Genomic DNA, 17,647 nt, shown 5'->3' on the forward strand with positions numbered 1-17,647 from the left:
ACGGACGGCACCCTGCACCTCCAGACCCTGGTCGCCGGAAAGGTCTACGAGGACCAGCGCAACACCGACGGCACCTGGACCGGAGCCAACCTCCTCGACAACAACGGCCACATCACCGCCATCTCCGCCGGTGGCGTAACCGGCTGAACACCCTGCCGGCACGGGCCGGGTCCGTCGGCGATCGTCGACGGACCCGGCCCTGGGGTGCCCGGGAAGCTACTGGCCGACGCGGCCGCCGACGCATTCCCGCAGCAGGTCGGCGTGGCCGCAGTGGCGGGCGTACTCCTCGATCCGATTGCACCAGCAACTCGCGGACGGCGATCTCCCTGGCCGACGTACGCGCCGAGGCTGGTGGGACTCCAGCACGGCGTCCGTGGCGGCCTGTTGGTGCGCGAGGACGGCGAACACCTCGTCCACCACGGCCTGTTCGACGACGGCCTGGTAGACGTCCGCTGTCCCTCTTACCGTAGATCTTGGGCAGTTCCTCGCCATCGGTGATCCAGGTGCGCCACTGACGCTCGGCCTCGGCGAGATGCGGACCTGGCCGAGCAGGGGCATCGTCGACGGCGACACCGAGCGGGGCCAGCTTTTCGGGACTCAGACCCTCGCACCTGAGCGCCTGTTCGGCTCGCGGCGCGAAGTCGCCGTGGACTACCGCATCGCCGAGAGCGAGCGGGAGTTGAGCCGCACCACAATCCGCAGACTTCTGGCACCGCCCGTGCACCGGAGCGACCGCGGCCCAGGCAAGGGACACCGGTCAGGCTGCTGCCTGCCAGGCGGTGTAGCCGCCGATGAGGTCGTAAACGTTCCGGTGGCCGAGGTGGCGCAGGAGGCTGGCGGCGATGGAGGAGCGCACGCCGCCAGCGCAGTGGAGGACGAGGGGGCGGTCGGTGGGCAACTCGGTGTGGCGGGTGAGGAGTTCGGCGAGGGGGAGGTGGAGAGAGCCGGGGACGGCGCCGTTCTCGCGTTCGGCGGCGCCGCGGACGTCGACGACCAGCGGCGGGCGGCTGCCGGCGAGTTCGGTGCGCAGGGTGTGGACGGTCAAGCGGGCGCTGTGGCGCACGAGTTCGGGGTGGGCGAGGAGGAGGGTCTCGGGGTCGTCGAGGTGGCCGGTGACGCGGTCGAAGCCGATGCGGGCGAGGCGGGTGACGAGTTCGGCGCCGCGTCCGTCCGGGGCGATGACGAGGATCTCGCGGTCGGGGGTGACGACGGTGCCGGCCTGTTCGGCGAAGCGGCCGTCGGCGGCGACGTTGAGGGAGGCGTCGAGGTGGCCGGCGGCGAAGTCGAGCGGGTCGCGGCCGTCCAGGACGACGGCGCCCTCGGCGCGGCGGCGCAGGAAGTCGGTGGCGGTGAGGGCGCGGACGGCGGCGGGGTCGAAGAGGTCGCGGTCGCGGCGGTTGAGGTCGGCGTCGTAGCCGAAGTAGCCGGGCGCGGAGGGCTGGCCGGCGGTGACGAGGTCGACGAAGGCGTCCTCGTCCATGGGGGCACAGGCGTAGTTGGTGGCGCGCTCGCGGCCGATGGTGGACTGGCGGTCGGTGGAGAGGTTCTTGCCGCACGCGGAGCCGGCGCCGTGGGCGGGGAAGACGAGGGTCTCGTCGGGCAGGGCCATCAGCTTGCGGTGGACGCTGTCGTAGAGCATCGCGCCGAGTTCGGCGGCGGTGACGCCGACGGAGGCGAGCAGGTCGGGGCGGCCGACGTCGCCGATGAACAGCGCGTCGCCGGTGAGGACCCCGTACGGGACGGCGTCGTCGGGCTGCTCGTAGACCAGGATGCTGATCGACTCGGGGGTGTGCCCGGGGGTTTCCATGATCTGGAGGGTGACGTCCCCGAGTTCGATGCGCTCCCCGTCCGCGAGCTTGCGGATCGGGTACTCGGTCTCGGCGCGGCGCCCGTACCCGATCCACGCACCGGTCCGGTCGGCGAGTTCGAGGTGGCCGGCGAGGAAGTCCGCGTGGAAGTGGGTGTTGATGACCGCCTCGACGGTGAAGCCGTGCGCCTCGGCCTCGGCGACGTACTCGTCCACGTCCCGTCGCGGGTCGACGACGACGGCGCGGCCGGTGCGCTCGTCGGCGATCAGGTAGGAGGCATGGGAGAGGCAGTCGAGGTAGTACTGGTTGAAGATCACGGGGGTTTCTCCTGGTTGAGGTTCGAATAGTTGGGGCTTGACAACGAGGCCACGCATACAAATATACCCCTAGGGGTATTTCTTCCAGCGGAAGCATCCTTGGGCCCGACCTGCCGACAGGACGCTCCGGCTGCCCTATCACGCGGCGGCGGTCCGACCGAACCGCTCTTCCCCTCCGACACTCGGGCTCCGCAGATCCACCCGATCCCCAGGAGAAGCCCATGCCCGAGCAGTTCATGGACGTCAAGCAGACCGCCCAGTACCTGAACATGTCCGTCGCCTGGGTCTACCGGGAAGCGCAGCAGGTAGGACTTGTTCCCTACCGCTTCGGCAACGGTCGGAACGCGAAGCTTCAGTTCAAGGTCTCAGAGGTGCAGGCATGGGTGCGACAGCAGCGCCTGTCCTGCCGGTAAGTCCTTCGCCGCCCGTGAGGGGCCCGCTCGGAGGAGCGGGCCCCTCACGGGTTCACGCAGCCAGGCCGAGGTCAAGCAGCTGCGCCGCACGACTGATCGAGCCGGGCATGAGGTGACGGTAGATCTTGAAGGTGATCTCGATGTTGCGGTGCCCCATCCACTCCGCGACGTCGGTGATCGGGATGCCGCTGCCGAGGCAGTTCGACGCGAAGAAGTGACGCAAGCCGTAGAGGACCATGCCCTCCGGAATGTCGATCTGTCCACGGGCTTTGATCCTCTGCCACTGGTTCTGGATGATGTGGTGCGGTATGGCCCGGCCGATGTCCTTGGGGTCGCGCAGGAGGTAGCCGTCCACGGTGCCGTACGTCTCCGCGTACCGCTCGATGGCGTGCTTGGTTCGCGTCGGCAGCGGTACGTCGCGGTACTCGCCGACCTTTCGGTGCTTCAGGCGCGCGTAGGTCTTGGTCACCACGTTGACTTGCTCGGAGACGCGATAGACGTCGTCGGCCACGATGTTGTTGACGTTGACGGCGTACGCCTCGCCGTTGCGCAGGCCACAGCCGCTCATGAGCTCGGCAACCAGGCCGAAGGCATCGTCGCCGGCATTCCGGATCTCCTGTAGTTGACCGATAGAGGGGATCACCACCCGCTCCGGGTCGTACTGGGGAGGCTGGACACCGTCGAACGGGCTGTCCTCGTAGAGCCCGAGCTTGTGCGCATCCAGCAGGATCGTCTTCAGCCTGACGAACGCGTTGGTCTGGGCGGCCAGACCAACACCGTTCCGCTCCATGGTCGCGACGAAGGCTTCCACGACCTTGTGGTCGAACGTGCCCATGCGACGACTGCCGAAGGCGGGGAGGAGATGGTTCTGCAGGATGGAGTCGATGTTCCGCAGCGAGGTCGGGCTCTGGTGACGCTGGCCCTTGAGCCACTCGGCGGTGTAGGCCGAGAACGCCATCCCGCCGTACTGCTTGATGCGGTCCGCCTTGCGCTGACTCTGCGGTGAGTTCTTCCGCGCGTGGTAGACCTCGGCGAGGCGGGCCTTGGCCTTCTCCTGGTTGACGAAGCCGGACTCCTCGGTCTGCCGTCCAGCCGCGTTGCGGTACCTGATCTTGTACTCGTGTGGGCACCTGCTCCATCGGGACTCCGGGTGCTCGCACTCCTTGAAGAAGCTGCCCATGCCGCGGGTGAGGACTGTGGTCGCCATCTGTGCTGTGCCTCCGGGGGCCTTGCTGACGTTTTGCTGACCCCGGATGGTCGATCATGGCCCTGAGCTGGGGAGAACCCCCGAACTCGTGATAACTGGGCGAAGTACACGGGGAACCCTCCTGGTCGGCGCCGGGCGCCGCAACGCGGTCTTGATACCCCCCTCGGTATGTCGACCAGCATAGGGCCTGCACGGTCGATACGGGTGGGGGTATCGCGGAACGATTTCGATAATACCCCCGGGGGTACTATGGTGGCCGTCGAAGGGGGGATCGGCCGCTGAGCCGGACGTCGTCGTCCGGCCGCTTCGCACCACCGGAGAGACGCCCATGCACCCGCTGCCGCCCGCCGCTTCCCGCTGTCCCGATCCCGGGCACCTCATATGACCGCGCTGATCCTGGCCCTGATCGCCGGGGCCGTGGTCGGCCTCGCGCTCGGCGGGCTCGGTGGCGGCGGCAGCATGCTCGCCGTGCCCGCGCTCGTCTACCTGCTCGGGTTCACCCCCGCGACGGCCACCACCGCGAGCCTGGTGATCGTCGCCGCCACCTCGCTGACGGGCCTGCTCGCCCACGCCCGCGCGGGCCGGGTCCGCTGGCGCACCGGCGCGCTGTTCGCCGCCGCCGGGCTGCCCGCCGCGGCCGCCGCCGGGGCGCTGTCCGCGCACCTGCCGGGAGCGCTGCTGACCGGGGCGTTCGCCGTCCTGGCGGCGCTCGCGGCCTGGCGGATGCTGGCGCCTTCCGCGCCCAGGGAACGCGGCGCCGCCGGAACCGAGGGAGCCGCGCCGACCGGACGGGCGACCGCCGCGGGCGCCGGGCTCGGCGCCGTCACCGGGCTGCTCGGCGTCGGCGGCGGCTTCCTCGCCGTGCCCGCGCTGGTCTCCGTACTCGCGTTCACCATGGCCGAGGCGGTCGGCACCAGCCTGCTGGTGATCTCCGCCAACTCCTTCGCCGCCCTGCTCCCCCGCCTCGGCGCCACCGGGGCGATCGACTGGGCGGTGGCCGCGCCGTTCACCGGCGCCGCGATCCTCGGCGCCTGGGACGGCAAGCGGCTCGCCGACCGCCTCAACGGCCGCACCCTCCAACGGGCTTTCGCCGTCGCCCTGTTGGGCGTCGCCGCACTGATGCTCGTCACCACCTTCCTCTGACCTCCCCCTGCCCCCGTCGCGAAAGGCTTCCCCTCCCATGACCACGCCGCTGACCGTCGAGCAGCTCCACCCCCGCCTCGAGCAGCTCACCCTCATCGACGTCCGCTCCCCCGGCGAGTACGCGGCCGGGCACATCCCCGGCGCCCTGAACATCCCCCTCGACCAGCTCGACCGCGCCCTGCCCGCCCTCCTCCGGGCCGCCGAGCACGGCGAGATCGCCGTCGCCTGCGCCTCCGGCAACCGCTCGAGCGCCGCCTGCGGCCGGCTCGAGGCCGCCGGCATCACCACCTTCGACCTCACCGGCGGCACCACCGCCTGGGCCGGCTCCGGCCGCCCGCTGAACCGCCCGGCCGGCGGGCGCCCGGTGTGGGCGATGGACCGCCAGGTGCGGATGACGGCCGGCTCGCTCGTCCTCCTCGGCCTCCTCGCGGACCTCGCCCTGCCGGGCGCCCGCTGGTTCTCCGCCGCGATCGGCGCGGGCCTGGTGTTCTCGGCCGCCACCAACTCCTGCGCGATGGCCAGGGCCCTGAGCCTCCTGCCCTACAACCGCCCCCGCCCCGACGCCCCCACCCTCGACGACACCCTCGCCACCCTCCCGGGCGCGGCCCGCTGACCCAGCCGTCCCGGGCCCTGCGTCGGGCGGGGCCCGGGACGGGTGCGCGGGCGGGCACAACGTCGACCACTCCCCACCGTCACCGTCGTTCGCCGCCTACGCGGACGTGGTCTCGACGATCGTCCCCTGACCGACCTCGGCCGCGGGGGACGCCGGCTCCCGCAGACCCCGGAACAGCAGCCAGCTCAGCACTGGCATGGCCACCAGCGGCAGCAGCGCCGTACGCAGCGAGGTCGCGTCCGCCAGGGCGCCGATCGCCGGACTGGCCAGACCGCCGACGGAGACGGTCAGCCCGAGGGTGACGCCGCTCGCCGTCCCGATCCGCGAGGGCAGGTAGTCCTGCCCCAGCGTGACCTGCAGCGAGAACGGCACGTACAGGCCCGCCGAGGTCAGCGCCACGAACACGTACACCGCCGGGCCCGGCACCAGCAGCAGCCCCGCCACGGACACCGCCGCGACCAGGTACGACCACCGGGCCGCCGCGACCCGCCCCCAGCGGTCGGCCAGCGCGCCGCCCAGCACCGAGCCCACCGCGCCGCCCGCGTACAGCACCACCAGCGCCGCCGTCCCGGCCGAGGACGAGGAGCCCCCGCCCAGGCGCTCGGTGACGAACAGGGCCAGGAACGTGCTCAGCCCGGTGAACGCGATCGAGCGGAACACCACGGCCAGCGACAGCCGGACGAACGCGCGCACGTCGTCCCGCCCCGCCGCCGCTCCGGCTCCCGCGCCCGGCGCACCCGGCTGCCCCAGCGAGCGCAGCACCGGCAGGCAGAGCAGGGCCCCGGCGAGGGCCGGCAGCACCAGCAGCGGCGTCCCCCGCAGGCCCCCGCCCACCGCGACCACCGCCGAGACCAGCAGCGGCGCCGCCGCGAAGCCCAGGTTGCCACCCAGCGAGAACCAGGCCATCCCCCGGTGCCCGCCGCCCGCGACCGCCCTCGCCACCCGCGCCGACTCCGGGTGGTACGCGGCCACCCCGATCCCGGACAGCGCCACGCAGGCCAGCGTGAGCCCGTACGAGTCGCCGACCCCGCTCAGCGCCATGCCGACGCCGGACAGCAGGGTGCTGACGGGCAGCAGCCAGGGCAGCGGCCGCCGGTCGGTCACCACGCCGAAGAGCGGCTGGGCGACGGAGGAGAGCAGCGAGGCGGCGAGGACCACCCCCGACACAGCGGCGTAGCCGTAGCCGCGCTCGGCGACCAGGAAGGGGACGAGGGCGGCGACGGCGCCCTGGTAGACGTCGACGCAGGCGTGGCCCACGGACATCAGCGGAATCCGGTGCCGGGTCTGTCGGACCGGACGGGCCTGTCGAACCTGTCGTGTCTGTCGTGTCTCTCGAATCTGCACGCCGCCATGCTCGGGGCCGCGCCGAGTGTCGGGCTTCCGATAATCTGCCTGGCGATGCCGATTTACCGCCACACGGCCGTCCGCCACGAACCCGTCGCCCCGACCCGCGCCCAGCGGCTCGCGCCCGGGACCGGGATCGACGCCCACCGGCACGAGGACCACCAGATCGCCTACGCCGCGCGGGGCGTGCTCGCGATCACCACCGACGCCGGCTCTTGGGTCGCGCCGGGCAACCGTGCCATCTGGGTCCCGGCGGGGACGGTCCACGCCCACCAGGCGCACGGCACCCTCGAGCTGCACCTCGTCGGGCTGCCCGCCGCCGAGAACCCGCTGGGCCTCGACCGGCCGACCGTCCTCGCCGTGGGCCCGCTGCTGCGCGAGCTGATCGTCGCCTACACCCACGCGCCCGAGGACGACTCCCCCGAGCGCGCCCGGCTGCGCGCCGTGCTCCTCGACCAGCTGCGGGCCTCCCCGCAGCAGCCCCTCCACCTGCCGACGCCCTCGGCCCCGCTGCTCCGGTCCGTCTGCGCCCTGCTGCACGCCGACCCGGCGGACCACCGCACCCTCGCCGAACTCGGCCGCACGGTCGGGGCCGGCGAGCGCACACTGTCGCGACTGTTCCGCACCGACCTCGGGATGACGTTCCCGCAGTGGCGCACCCAGCTGCGGCTGCACCACGCGCTGGTCCTGCTCGCCGAGGGCGAGCCGGTGACGGCCGTCGCCCACCGCTGCGGCTGGGCCTCGGCCAGCGCGTTCATCGACGTCTTCCGCCGCACCTTCGGCCACACGCCCGGGCACCGCGCGGACCGCTCGGACCGCTGACGAGGGCGCCACTGACGAGGGCACCGCCGACGATCGTCCCGCGCACCCGGGCCGGCGCCACGAGCGGCACTCCGGCCCCGCGCGACCCGGAAACCACTCCCGTTGTCGGCGGCAGGTGGCAGGCTGGGGGCATGTGCGGCCGCTTCGTCTCCACGACCACGCCCCAGGACCTCGTCTCGCTGCTCGGTGAGCTGCGATGGGACGCGGCCGAGACCCTCGCGCCCAGCTGGAACGTGGCGCCCACCGACCCGGTGCCCGCCGTGCTGGAGCGCGTCGACCCGTCGACCGGTGAGCTGGTGCGCCGGCTGCGGCCGCTGCGCTGGGGCCTGGTCCCGTCCTGGTCGAAGGACCGCTCCGGCGCCGCCCGGATGATCAACGCCCGCTCGGAGACGGTCGACACCAAGCCCGCCTTCCGCCGGGCCTTCACCGCCCGGCGCTGCGTCGTCCCGGCGGACGGCTACTTCGAGTGGCGCGAGGTCCCCGCCGAGGCGGGCCGCAAGAAGTACAAGCAGCCCTACTTCCTCAGCACCGACGGCCTTCTCCTGATGGCCGGCCTCTACGAGTTCTGGCGCGACGCGACCCTCCCCGAGGACGACCCGCTGGCCTGGCTCGCCACCACCACGATCATCACCACGGACGCCACCGACAGCGCCGGTCGCGTCCACGACCGGATGCCGCTGACCGTCGCCCCGGACGACCTCGACGACTGGCTCTCCCCCGCCCACACCGACCCGGTTGAGCTGCGCCACCTGCTCCGCCGCCCGGCCGGGGGTGACCTCCGGGTGCGCGCCGTCTCACCCGCCGTCAACAGCGTCCGCAACAACGGCCCCGAACTGCTCGAGGACGCCCCGGACCCCCTGGGCCTGGCCGACTGAACCGTGCCGTCGAGCGGCTGAGCCGGTCACACCCCGGGGGCCGGGCGGCCACCGGCTCAGCGCTGCCGGATGGTGGCGAAGCCGCAGACCGGATTGCAGAGGGTGACGATCCCGCTGTAGCGGTGGGTGGTGCGGCCGTGGGTGACGCTGTGGACGGTCAGGTTCTCGCGCAGCGTCGGCTGGTGGCAGCGCGGGCAGGCGGCCTCGATGGGCTTGCCCCAGGGGCGCTTCGGGTCCAGCTTGGTGTAGGCGACCCCCATGAAGACGACCATCAGGCCGGCCGTGCCGAAGCCGATGTAGCGCCAGACCTCGCTCGAGGACTCCCGACGGTCGATCATCTCCGAGTACGAGTAGCTGCCTCCGCCGCTCCTGGAGATGATCCGGCAGACGTTCTGGTGGGTCATCGTCTTGCCGTCGCAGGTGGGCGGGGTGTCCGGGTCCGGGCTTCCGATCACCAGGGCGACGAAGAGGCCGACCGCGGCGATCACCCCGAGCACGATGATCGTGGTGACGCGGCTGCGTCCGCTGTTGCGATGGTCGCGCTGCTTGACCGCCAGGTCGATCACGGTCTGGGTCATGTTCCCGCTGCTGTTCGTCACGCGTTTCCCCCGAAGTTCGGTCGTCCGGGCCCGAATGCTCCCATCCGTCAAGAAAGTTGACAAGAAATCAACACCCACACGAACCGATCGTCCCCGAAGCGGTCGTTCGCGGGAAGGTCGTTCGCAGCACGATCGCTCGCGGCGCGACTCACCGAGCGGCAGCCGCCGCCGAGGCCAGGAAGTCCGCCGCGCCGCGCGGATCGAGGAACCACTCCCCGAGGTCGGTCGGATCGTCGAAGGCGTTGGCGAAGCGGTCGGCCACGGCCTGGATCCGGCCGCCCGCGCCGAGGATCTCCAGGACGTGCGGGGGCGGGGGCGCGAGCATCGCGTTGGTCCAGGCGGTGGACGGGCCGGCGGCGGTGTCCCAGTACCGGTCGAAGGAAGCCTGCATGAAGTCCCGGTCGAAGGGCTTCTCTCCGTGGGCGAGGATCGCCGCCAGGTAGACGGCCGCGCACTTGGCCGCGTTGTTGGCCCCCTGGCCGGTGATCGGGTCGTTGGTGACGACCACGTCCGCGACACCCAACACCGCTCCTCCGCCCGGCAGTTCGCCGACCGGTCGACGCACCACCGGGGTGAAGCGCCCGGCCAGGGTGGCACCGGCGTCGGTGAGTTCGACCCCGCCCCGGGCGCGCTCGTACTCCCACGGGACGTACCTGCGCATCAACTCCAGTGTCACCCGCAGGTGTTCGGCCGGGTCGCGCAGCCCGTCGAAGGCGTCGGCGGGGCCACCGGGCAGGGCCTCCCAGAACAGGATGTCGCACGGGCCCTCGGCGGTCAGCCCCGGGAGGACGAAGAAGTCCCCGATGCCGGGCACCAGGTTGCAGTTCGCGGCCCGCGCCTCCTGCCCGGCGCGCGGGCCGAGCCCGTGCACGTAGGCCGCCGCCAGCGCGCGCTGCGGCCGGTCGTACGGACAGCGCTCCTCGTCGCGCGCGAACAGCGACCTGAGCTCGCCCTTCCCGGTGGCGACGAGCACCAGGTCGTACGAGCTCGCCAGGTGCGCCACGTCCCCGGCACCCACCGGCTGGACGAGGACGCGGCCGCCCCGGTCGGAGAAGGTCTCCAGCCAGGCGGGCATCTTCAGGCGCTGGTCGACGGACTGCGCGGGGCTGCGCAGCCGCCCCAGCCAGTCGATCGCCGGAGCCCCGGCGCCGGACGCACCGGACGCCTCGGGCGGCCCTGCGACGGACACGCCGACGCCCGTGATCTGCGGCGCCTCCTCCGACCAGAAGTCCAGCCCGAGCGCGCGTTCGGTGCGCATCGCGGTGGCGAACATGCACTGGGTGGAGAGCACCCTGCCCCTGCGCACGGCCTCCGGTGAACGGTCGGTCATCACGGTCACGTCGTACCCGTGATGCTGGAGCCCGAGGGCCAGTTGGAGACCGGCCTGCCCGGCACCGACGATCAGAATCCTGCGCATCGTCCCCGCTTTCCTGGTTGTCCGCCCCGGCTCTCCGAGGCGGGCCCGCCATGCCAGTGGACTGGATACCAGCCCCGGCAGGCCGCGTCCACCGGTACACCCGGTCCCGCGGCGCGCGCCCGCGCCCCCGCGCCGGTCCCCTCCCCCGACGCGCCGTCCCGCCTCGTCGGCACGGTCGGAACGGTCGGGACGAGGACCGGGCCTCTCAGTCGGTGACCAGGCGCGGTCCGGCGGCGCTCTGCCCGGCCGGGGCGCCCGAAGGTCGCGGGCGGACGGCGACCGGGCCGCCGCCATCCAAGCGCCCGGCCCACCACAAGTCGAGGACTGCACGGGCGCCGTGGCGTGTCGGGGTCGACCGGCGGCCCGAGGGCGTGCACGTCATTGCCGCGCACGCCGCCAAGGGTGCTCAGGCACCGGCCGGTACGAGGGTGCGCGCCAGCCGGTGCAGGGCGCGCTCGGAGTCGGAGTCGGGCTCGGCCGTGTAGACGGGGATCAGCAGGTCCGGGTAGTCCGCGAGGTTCAGCACCGACACCGACAGCCGCAGCGGCCCGCCGGCCCTCGGGCAGAGCAGCTGCAGTGTCGCATGGCGGTCCTCCTGCACCACGTGCTCGCTCCAGAGCCGCCTGAACTCCGGGCTGTGCTCCCGCAGTTCGGCGATCTCCTGCGCGAGCGCCGCGTCGCGCGGCCGCTTGCCGACCTCGCTGCGCAGCAGGCCGACGGTCTCGCGCGCCTTGCCCTCCCAGTCGACGTAGAGCCGCCGCACCCGCGGGTCGGTGAACACGAGCCGGCCGATGGTGCGTTCCTCGGGACTCAGCCGCCCGAAGTCGAGGAAGACGGCGGTCGCGAGCCGGTTCCAGGCGAGGATCGCGCCGCCGGCGCCGACCACGTAGGCGGGGGTGAGGGCCATCGAGTCCAGCACCGACTGCAGGCCCCGCCATCGCTCCTGCGGAAGACCGGTGTCCTCGGCGTCGGAGGGCCGCGCGAGGGTGCGCAGGTAGCGGCGCTCCCCCGCGCTGAGCCGCAGGGCGTCGGCGACCGCGTCGAGGACGCCGTCGGAGACGCAGGAGGCCCGTCCGCGCTCCAGCCGGGTGTAGTGCTCCACGCTCATCGCCGCGAGGCCCGCGACCTCCTCCCGGCGCAGTCCCCTGACCTTGCGGACGCCGTGCACGGGGAGCCCGACCTCCTCGGGGCGCAGCCTGGCGCGCCGGGACATCAGGAAGTCGCGGAGGGTTTCGACCTGATCCATGCCCACGATTGTTTCCGCACCGTCGACCACGGTCCATACCTCCCGGGAAGGACCACCCCTCATCTCCAGGTCAGATCCCGACCTGTCTGACACTCCGTCATCAGGATGATGCTCGTTGCCGAAGCGCCGCCGGCGGCCCGTACCCCTGGACCGGCCGCCGGCGGTTTCACGTCCGTCACCCGCCCCGCTCGGGCCCGGGTGAAAGGCCCCCGTAAAAGCCCTGTCCCACCGGCCCGCCCGCGCGCATACTGTGCTGCGCGGCTCGCCGCCCGCGCGACAGGGCCAGTCCGGTCCCGGCGGGGCTGCGCCGCGTACGGGGGAGGCCGAACGACCATGGCAGCGCTCGTGATCGTCGTCGTGCTGGTGCTGTTCCTGCTGTCCACCGGGGTGAGGGTGGTGCAGCAGTACGAGCGGGGCGTGGTGTTCCGGCTCGGCCGGGTGCGCGGGAAGGTCCGCGAGCCGGGGATCACCCTGCTGGTGCCGGTGATCGACAGGATGCGCAAGGTGAACGTCCAGGTCATCACCATGCCGGTGCCGGCGCAGGAGGGCATCACCAAGGACAACGTCTCGGTGAGCGTCGACGCGGTGCTCTACTTCCGGGTGAACGACCCGATCCGGGCCACCGTGGACGTGCAGAACTACAGCTTCGCGATGCTGCAGGTCGCCCAGACCTCGCTGCGCTCGATCATCGGCAAGAGCGAGCTGGACGACCTGCTCTCCGGCCGGGAGAACCTCCACCAGGGCCTGGAGGTGATGTTGGAGAGCCCGGCGACCGGCTGGGGCGTGCACATCGACCGGGTGGAGATCAAGGACGTCAGTCTGCCGGACTCGATGAAGCGCTCGATGGCCCGCCAGGCCGAGGCCGACCGGGAGCGCCGGGCCCGGATCATCACCGCGGACGGCGAGTTCCAGGCCGCCTCGAAGCTCGCCGAGGCGGCGACGAGGATGGCCGAGACCCCGGCGGCGATGCAGTTGCGGCTGCTCCAGACGGTGGTGGAGGTGGCGGCGGAGAAGAACTCCACGCTGGTGCTGCCGTTCCCGGTGGAGCTGCTGCGCTTCTTCGAGGCCGCGGCCACCCGCGTCACGGACGGCGCGGCCGGGGGCGCCACCGCGGACACCGCCGACCCGCGTCCGTAAAGCCCCCACTCCATAGGCCCTCTCTATGGCCCCATAGACCGGTGCCCCCTACACCCCCGCCCGTCCTCCGGGTTTGCTGCGCAGGTATAGTCCATTACCCGTTGCGCCAGCCCGGAGGACCGTTCACATGCACCGCCCGATCAGGGTCGCGATCGTCGGAGCCGGCCCCGCCGGCATCTACGCCGCCGACGCCCTGCTGAAGTCCGACGCCGCCCAGAACCCCGGGGTCTCGATCGACCTCTTCGAGCGGATGCCCGCGCCCTTCGGCCTGATCCGCTACGGCGTCGCGCCCGACCACCCCCGGATCAAGGGCATCGTGACGGCCCTGCACCAGGTGATCGACAAGCCCCAGGTCCGCCTCTTCGGCAACGTCGACTACCCGACCGACCTCGCCCTGGACGACCTCCACCGCTTCTACGACGCCGTGGTGTTCTCCACCGGCGCGATGGCCGACCGCGCCCTCGGCATCCCCGGCATCGAACTGGACGGCTCCTACGGCGCCGCCGACTTCGTCTCCTGGTACGACGGCCACCCGGACGTGCCGCGCACCTGGCCGCTGGAGGCCGAGAAGGTCGCCGTCCTCGGCGTCGGCAACGTCGCCCTGGACGTCGCCCGCGTGCTCGCCAAGACCGCCGACGAGCTGCTTCCCACCGAGATCCCGCCGAACGTGTACGAGGGCCTCAAGGCCAACCGTGCCGTCGAGGTGCACGTCTTCGGCCGCCGCGGCCCGGCGCAGGCCAAGTTCAGCCCGATGGAGCTGCGCGAGCTGGACCACTCGCCGAACATCGAGGTGATCGTCAACCCCGAGGACATCGAGTACGACGACGGCTCGATCGCCGAGCGCCGCGCGGTCAAGCACGTCGACCTGGTCGCCTCGACCATCGAGAACTGGGCGATCCGCGACGTCGGCGACCGCCCGCACCGCGTCCACCTGCACTTCTTCGAGTCCCCGACCGAGGTGCTGGGCGAGGACGGCAAGGTCGTGGGCCTGCGTACCGAGCGCACCGAGCTGGACGGCACCGGCAACGTGCGCGGCACCGGCCGCTTCACCGACTGGGACGTGCAGTCCGTCTACCGGGCGGTCGGCTACTACTCGGACGAGCTGCCGAAGCTCCCCTTCGACCCGATCTCGGGCACCGTCCCGCACGAGGCCGGCCGCGTCCTGGACGGCGACGGCTCGCACCGCGCCGCCACCTACGTCACCGGCTGGATCAAGCGCGGCCCGGTCGGCCTGATCGGCCACACCAAGGGCGACGCCAACGAGACGGTCGCCTGCCTGCTCGACGACCACGCGCAGGGCCGCCTGCCCGGCGCCGTCGAGCCGGACCCGGCCGCCGTCGAGGAGCACCTGCGCGCCCAGGGCGTGCGGTTCACCACCTGGGACGGCTGGAAGCTGCTCGACGCCCACGAGCGCGCCCTCGGCGCGGCCGAGGACCGCGAGCGGGTCAAGGTCGTCGAGCGCGAGGAGATGCTGCGCCACAGCGGCGCCTGAGCACCCGATTCATCGCTGGGGCCCGGCTCCGAGGAGGAGCCGGGCCTCAGCGGTACCCGACGCTCAGGGCCGGACGACGGGCAGCAGCACCTCGTCCACGATCGCCTCGGGGTCGACGCCCTCGGTGTCCCCGCCGCACATCTTGATCCGGTAGAGCATCAGCGCCGGAACCAGGTCGACGACCAGCGGCGTCACCGCGCCGGAGCGGACCTCACCGCGCGCGGCGCCGCGCTCCAGCACCTCGGCGACCATCGCGGTGGTCGGCTGGACCACCCGCTCCAGCACGATCTCGAGGAAGGCGTGCGCCCGCCGCTGGTCCAGCTCGCCCATGATCGCGCGCACGGCCGCGCCGACCTCGCTGACCATCGCGGCGCGCAGCCTCTCCACCACCTCCAGCAGGTCGGCCCGCAGCTCCCCGGTGTCCGGGGCCGGCCCGGCGGGCGGCAGACTGGCGCGCAGCGCGTCCCGGACCAGTTCCTCCTTGCTGGACCAGCGGCGGTACAGCGCCGCCTTGCCGGTCTGCGCGGCGGAGGCGACGCCCTCCATGGTCAACCGCGCGTACCCGTCGGCGGTGAGCTGCCCGAGGACCGCCTCGTAGATGGCGCTCTCCAGCGCCTCGCCGCGCCGCCGCAGCGGGGCCCCGGCCGCCGGTCCGCACACGGTGCCGGTCTCTGCGGTCATGCTGCGCACCTTCCTCCGTCCCCGCCCCGCTCCCCCGGGGCACTGTGGATGTCACTGACATCCTCCCACCCCTGGTGGGAGGGGGTTCCCGGCTCACGCCACCCGATCGCCCCACGCACGCCGGAGACGCGGCGGATCGCGCGCGCCGCGCGTCCCCGCGACCACCACCCGCCGCGCGGTACCGCCCTGCCCGAGCAGCGCCCGGTGGTGGACGGTGCAACGCGGGCAGTTGCGGCAGGCATCGGGGTTCCGCCGCCATCCCACCGGGTCCGGCCGGGTGGCCGCGCGGGGCGGGGCGGGTTTGCATGGAGTGGCCCCGCCCCAGCGATCCGGAGGTCGAGCCGTGTACGAGATGTGGGCCGAGCACGACCCGGCGGTGTCCCCGCCGGCCGTGGTGTGGCACGTGGTGGCAAAGGACGACGCGTCCTCGTCCCTGTGCGGGCGGTTCCTGGAACCGTCCCAGCGGGTGATGCCGAGCCTGGACGCCCCGGCGGCCGGAACTCCCGACCGCTACTGCGATCCCTGCCTGCTCACCGTCCGTTCCGCGATCGCGGCGACCTCCCGCTGACGGCCCGCAGGCCGTACGCGCCCGCGCCGAGCGCGATCACCGCCGCGCCGGCGGCCACCGAGGCCACCGGCAGGGAGGCGGCCAGCGCCGCGCAGCCGACCAGCCCGACGGCGGGCACCGCGAGCGGCGGGCGCCCCTCCTGCTTCGGCAGCGTCCAGGCGGAGGCGTTGGCGACGGCGTAGTACGTCAGCACGCCGAAGGAGGAGAACCCGATCGCCCCGCGCAGGTCGGCCGTGGCCGCCGCGAGAGCGACCACCGCGCCGATCGCGATCTCCGCGCGGCGGGGCACCTGGCTGCGCGGGTGGACGGCGGCGAGGCCGCGCGGCAGATGGCCGTCACGGGCCATGGCGAGGGTGGTCCGGGAGACCCCGAGGATCAGGGCGAGCAGCGAGCCGAGCGCCGCCAGCGCCGCGCCGACCCGGACGACGGGCGCCAGCCACCCGGCCCCCGCCGCCCGTACCGCGTCGACCAACGGCGCTGCGGCGGTGGCGAGTTGGGTGGGTCCGAGGACGCTCAGCACGGCGACGGCGACCAGCACGTAGACGGCGAGCGCGATGCCCAGGGCGGTCGGGATCGCGCGCGGGATGGTGCGGGCCGGGTCGCGGACCTCCTCCCCGAGGGTGGCGATCCGGGCGTACCCGGCGAAGGCGAAGAACAGCAGCCCGGCCGCCCGCAGGACGCCCTGGGCGGTGGCGTCGCCGCCGAGGTCGAGCCGGGCCGGGTCGGCGGCGCCGGAGGTGAGGGCCGCGACGACGACGGCGGCCAGCACCGCCAGGACGACGGCGACGATCACCCGGGTCAGGGCCGCCGACTTCTGCACGCCCGCGCAGTTGACGGCGGTGAGCGCCACCACGGCGGCCACCGCCACGGCATGGGCCTGGCCGGGCCAGACGTAGCCGCCGACCGTGAGCGCCATCGCCGCGCAGGAGGCGGTCTTGCCGACCACGAACCCCCATCCCGCGAGGTGGCCCCAGAACGGCCCGAGCCGCTCGCGCCCGTACACGTACGTCCCGCCGGACTGCGGGTAGCGGGCGGCCAGTCGCGCCGAGGAGGTGGCGTTGCAGTACGCCACCACGGCGGCCAGGGCCAGCCCGAGCAGCAGCCCTGAGCCGGCGGCGCCGGCGGCGGGGGCGAGGGCGGCGAAGATCCCGGCGCCGATCATCGAGCCGAGCCCGATCACCACGGCGTCGAAGAGCCCCAGTCGGCGTTGCAGCCCGGGTTCCGCCGGTCGGCCCACGATTCACTCCCGTGCTCTGTCGGTGCAGCCTGTGCAGCCGGTGCAGTCCGTGCGCTCCGTGCACAGTCACTGCCGTCACTGCGGTCCGCGCAGGTGACGGGGCACCGTACCTCAGTCGGGTGACGGGCCGGTGGGCGGCGCGGGCCAGGCGCTCAGCAGGGCGTCGAGGCCGTCGATGATGCGCGCCCAGGAGTCGTCGGCGCTGCGCACGGTGTGGGAGAAGCCGCCGGAGCCCTCCAGCGTGGCGTAGCCGTGGAAGGTGCTGCCGAGCAGGCGGACGGCGTCGGTCTCGTCGGGTTCGCCGAGGTGGTAGCCGCGCAGGAGGGCCCTGGTCATCTGCGCGTGCCGGACGCCCGCGCTGGCCAGGGCGGTCTCGGTGTCCAGCGGGAGCTGCGCGGCGGCGTAGCGGCCGGGGTGCTCGCGGGCGTAGCGGCGGTAGGCGTCGGCGAAGGCGGCCAGGGCGTCCCGTCCGGCGCGCCCGGCGAGAGCGTCGGCGACGCGGTCGGCGAGTTCCTCCAGGGCGAGCAGGGCGATCCTGGTCTTTAGGTCCTGCGAGTTCCTGACGTGCGAGTAGAGGCTCGCGTCCTTGACCCCGAAGCGGCGGGCGAGCGCCGAGACGGTCACCTTGTCGAAGCCGACCTCGTCGGCCAGTTCCGCGCCGGCCCGGACGAGACGCTCCGTGTTGAGTCCTGCGCGTGCCATGCCGTCCTTCCCCGCTCCTCGATCTC

17 protein-coding genes and 1 pseudogene are annotated in these 17,647 nt (G+C 73.0%); 8 read left to right on the forward strand and 10 right to left on the reverse strand.

Annotated elements, in window-relative coordinates; all coding sequences use genetic code 11:
* Positions 1-216 precede the first annotated feature (216 nt).
* Together IH61_RS44275 and IH61_RS0106830 are read right to left on the reverse strand one after the other, a co-directional pair.
* Positions 217-616, reverse strand: a pseudogene (locus tag IH61_RS44275) (DUF664 domain-containing protein); the annotation flags it as partial.
* Positions 617-757: 141 nt separating this feature from the next.
* On the reverse strand, positions 758-2,125 hold the full coding sequence (locus IH61_RS0106830; protein WP_031066463.1) for an MBL fold metallo-hydrolase: 1,368 nt from the start codon (positions 2,123-2,125) through the stop codon (positions 758-760).
* Between the two features lie 221 nt (positions 2,126-2,346).
* Between IH61_RS0106830 and IH61_RS0106835 the strand changes: the two genes are divergently transcribed.
* On the forward strand, positions 2,347-2,538 hold the full coding sequence (locus tag IH61_RS0106835) for a helix-turn-helix domain-containing protein (protein ID WP_051836422.1): 192 nt from the start codon (positions 2,347-2,349) through the stop codon (positions 2,536-2,538).
* A 52-nt stretch (positions 2,539-2,590) separates the two neighbouring features.
* Here the strand turns inward: IH61_RS0106835 and IH61_RS0106840 are convergent, their stop codons facing one another.
* Positions 2,591-3,745, reverse strand: coding sequence for a tyrosine-type recombinase/integrase (locus IH61_RS0106840; RefSeq protein ID WP_234327062.1), 1,155 nt, complete (start codon positions 3,743-3,745; stop codon positions 2,591-2,593).
* A 381-nt stretch (positions 3,746-4,126) separates the two neighbouring features.
* Between IH61_RS0106840 and IH61_RS0106845 the strand changes: the two genes are divergently transcribed.
* Positions 4,127-4,888: a sulfite exporter TauE/SafE family protein gene (locus IH61_RS0106845; RefSeq protein WP_031066471.1), complete on the forward strand. Its 762-nt coding sequence runs from the start codon at positions 4,127-4,129 to the stop codon at positions 4,886-4,888.
* Between the two features lie 37 nt (positions 4,889-4,925).
* Complete coding sequence (locus IH61_RS0106850; RefSeq protein WP_031066474.1) at positions 4,926-5,501, forward strand: rhodanese-like domain-containing protein; 576 nt, start codon at positions 4,926-4,928, stop codon at positions 5,499-5,501.
* A gap of 96 nt (positions 5,502-5,597) precedes the next feature.
* Here IH61_RS0106850 and IH61_RS0106855 read toward each other — a convergent pair whose 3' ends face one another.
* The gene (locus IH61_RS0106855) at positions 5,598-6,764 is read right to left on the reverse strand and encodes an MFS transporter (protein ID WP_051836425.1); all 1,167 of its coding nucleotides are present in this window, start codon (positions 6,762-6,764) and stop codon (positions 5,598-5,600) included.
* Positions 6,765-6,899: 135 nt separating this feature from the next.
* Here IH61_RS0106855 and IH61_RS0106860 point away from each other — a divergent pair, with 135 nt between their 5' ends.
* Entirely contained in the window at positions 6,900-7,667 is a 768-nt protein-coding gene (locus IH61_RS0106860) for an AraC family transcriptional regulator (protein WP_037971838.1), read from the forward strand.
* Positions 7,668-7,798: 131 nt separating this feature from the next.
* On the forward strand, positions 7,799-8,542 hold the full coding sequence (locus IH61_RS0106865) for an SOS response-associated peptidase (RefSeq protein WP_031066482.1): 744 nt from the start codon (positions 7,799-7,801) through the stop codon (positions 8,540-8,542).
* Between the two features lie 56 nt (positions 8,543-8,598).
* Here IH61_RS0106865 and IH61_RS0106870 read toward each other — a convergent pair whose 3' ends face one another.
* The 3 genes from IH61_RS0106870 to IH61_RS0106880 all read right to left on the reverse strand — a co-directional run bounded on the left by IH61_RS0106870 (position 8,599) and on the right by IH61_RS0106880 (position 11,804).
* On the reverse strand, positions 8,599-9,120 hold the full coding sequence (locus IH61_RS0106870) for a hypothetical protein (RefSeq protein WP_031066484.1): 522 nt from the start codon (positions 9,118-9,120) through the stop codon (positions 8,599-8,601).
* A gap of 169 nt (positions 9,121-9,289) precedes the next feature.
* Positions 9,290-10,558 (reverse strand): styrene monooxygenase/indole monooxygenase family protein, encoded by a 1,269-nt coding sequence (locus IH61_RS0106875; RefSeq protein ID WP_031066487.1) that lies wholly within the window; start codon positions 10,556-10,558, stop codon positions 9,290-9,292.
* 406 nt (positions 10,559-10,964) lie between these two features.
* Positions 10,965-11,804, reverse strand: coding sequence for a helix-turn-helix domain-containing protein (locus IH61_RS0106880; protein ID WP_031066490.1), 840 nt, complete (start codon positions 11,802-11,804; stop codon positions 10,965-10,967).
* A 333-nt stretch (positions 11,805-12,137) separates the two neighbouring features.
* Here IH61_RS0106880 and IH61_RS0106885 point away from each other — a divergent pair, with 333 nt between their 5' ends.
* Both IH61_RS0106885 and IH61_RS0106890 read left to right on the forward strand, forming a co-directional pair.
* Entirely contained in the window at positions 12,138-12,941 is an 804-nt protein-coding gene (locus IH61_RS0106885; protein ID WP_051836429.1) for a slipin family protein, read from the forward strand.
* Between the two features lie 127 nt (positions 12,942-13,068).
* Positions 13,069-14,433: an FAD-dependent oxidoreductase gene (locus tag IH61_RS0106890; RefSeq protein WP_031066494.1), complete on the forward strand. Its 1,365-nt coding sequence runs from the start codon at positions 13,069-13,071 to the stop codon at positions 14,431-14,433.
* A gap of 63 nt (positions 14,434-14,496) precedes the next feature.
* Here IH61_RS0106890 and IH61_RS0106895 read toward each other — a convergent pair whose 3' ends face one another.
* Positions 14,497-15,114, reverse strand: coding sequence for a TetR/AcrR family transcriptional regulator (locus tag IH61_RS0106895; protein ID WP_031066499.1), 618 nt, complete (start codon positions 15,112-15,114; stop codon positions 14,497-14,499).
* Positions 15,115-15,457: 343 nt separating this feature from the next.
* On the opposite strand from IH61_RS0106895, the gene IH61_RS0106900 reads away from it, so the two are divergent.
* Complete coding sequence (locus tag IH61_RS0106900) at positions 15,458-15,682, forward strand: hypothetical protein (RefSeq protein ID WP_031066502.1); 225 nt, start codon at positions 15,458-15,460, stop codon at positions 15,680-15,682.
* On the opposite strand, the gene IH61_RS0106905 is transcribed toward IH61_RS0106900, so the two are convergent.
* Entirely contained in the window at positions 15,645-16,919 is a 1,275-nt protein-coding gene (locus IH61_RS0106905) for an APC family permease (RefSeq protein ID WP_199823279.1), read from the reverse strand. The two genes, IH61_RS0106900 and IH61_RS0106905, sit on opposite strands and share 38 nt — an antisense overlap.
* A 111-nt stretch (positions 16,920-17,030) precedes the next feature.
* Positions 17,031-17,621: a TetR/AcrR family transcriptional regulator gene (locus tag IH61_RS0106910; RefSeq protein WP_031066507.1), complete on the reverse strand. Its 591-nt coding sequence runs from the start codon at positions 17,619-17,621 to the stop codon at positions 17,031-17,033.
* Positions 17,622-17,647: the final 26 nt, after the last annotated feature.

The organism is Streptomyces sp. NRRL WC-3742 (assembly GCF_000720635.1).
GTDB lineage: Bacteria > Actinomycetota > Actinomycetes > Streptomycetales > Streptomycetaceae > Kitasatospora.

Coding starts and splice junctions, on each gene's coding strand:
- IH61_RS0106835 (WP_051836422.1), top strand. CDS start 2,347: ATGCCCGAGCAGTTCATGGACGTCAAGCAGACCGCCCAGTACCTGAAC.
- IH61_RS0106840 (WP_234327062.1), bottom strand. CDS start 3,745: ATGGCGACCACAGTCCTCACCCGCGGCATGGGCAGCTTCTTCAAGGAG.
- IH61_RS0106845 (WP_031066471.1), top strand. CDS start 4,127: ATGACCGCGCTGATCCTGGCCCTGATCGCCGGGGCCGTGGTCGGCCTC.
- IH61_RS0106850 (WP_031066474.1), top strand. CDS start 4,926: ATGACCACGCCGCTGACCGTCGAGCAGCTCCACCCCCGCCTCGAGCAG.
- IH61_RS0106855 (WP_051836425.1), bottom strand. CDS start 6,764: ATGTCCGTGGGCCACGCCTGCGTCGACGTCTACCAGGGCGCCGTCGCC.
- IH61_RS0106860 (WP_037971838.1), top strand. CDS start 6,900: ATGCCGATTTACCGCCACACGGCCGTCCGCCACGAACCCGTCGCCCCG.
- IH61_RS0106865 (WP_031066482.1), top strand. CDS start 7,799: ATGTGCGGCCGCTTCGTCTCCACGACCACGCCCCAGGACCTCGTCTCG.
- IH61_RS0106870 (WP_031066484.1), bottom strand. CDS start 9,120: ATGACCCAGACCGTGATCGACCTGGCGGTCAAGCAGCGCGACCATCGC.
- IH61_RS0106875 (WP_031066487.1), bottom strand. CDS start 10,558: ATGCGCAGGATTCTGATCGTCGGTGCCGGGCAGGCCGGTCTCCAACTG.
- IH61_RS0106880 (WP_031066490.1), bottom strand. CDS start 11,804: ATGGATCAGGTCGAAACCCTCCGCGACTTCCTGATGTCCCGGCGCGCC.
- IH61_RS0106885 (WP_051836429.1), top strand. CDS start 12,138: ATGGCAGCGCTCGTGATCGTCGTCGTGCTGGTGCTGTTCCTGCTGTCC.
- IH61_RS0106890 (WP_031066494.1), top strand. CDS start 13,069: ATGCACCGCCCGATCAGGGTCGCGATCGTCGGAGCCGGCCCCGCCGGC.
- IH61_RS0106895 (WP_031066499.1), bottom strand. CDS start 15,114: ATGACCGCAGAGACCGGCACCGTGTGCGGACCGGCGGCCGGGGCCCCG.
- IH61_RS0106910 (WP_031066507.1), bottom strand. CDS start 17,621: ATGGCACGCGCAGGACTCAACACGGAGCGTCTCGTCCGGGCCGGCGCG.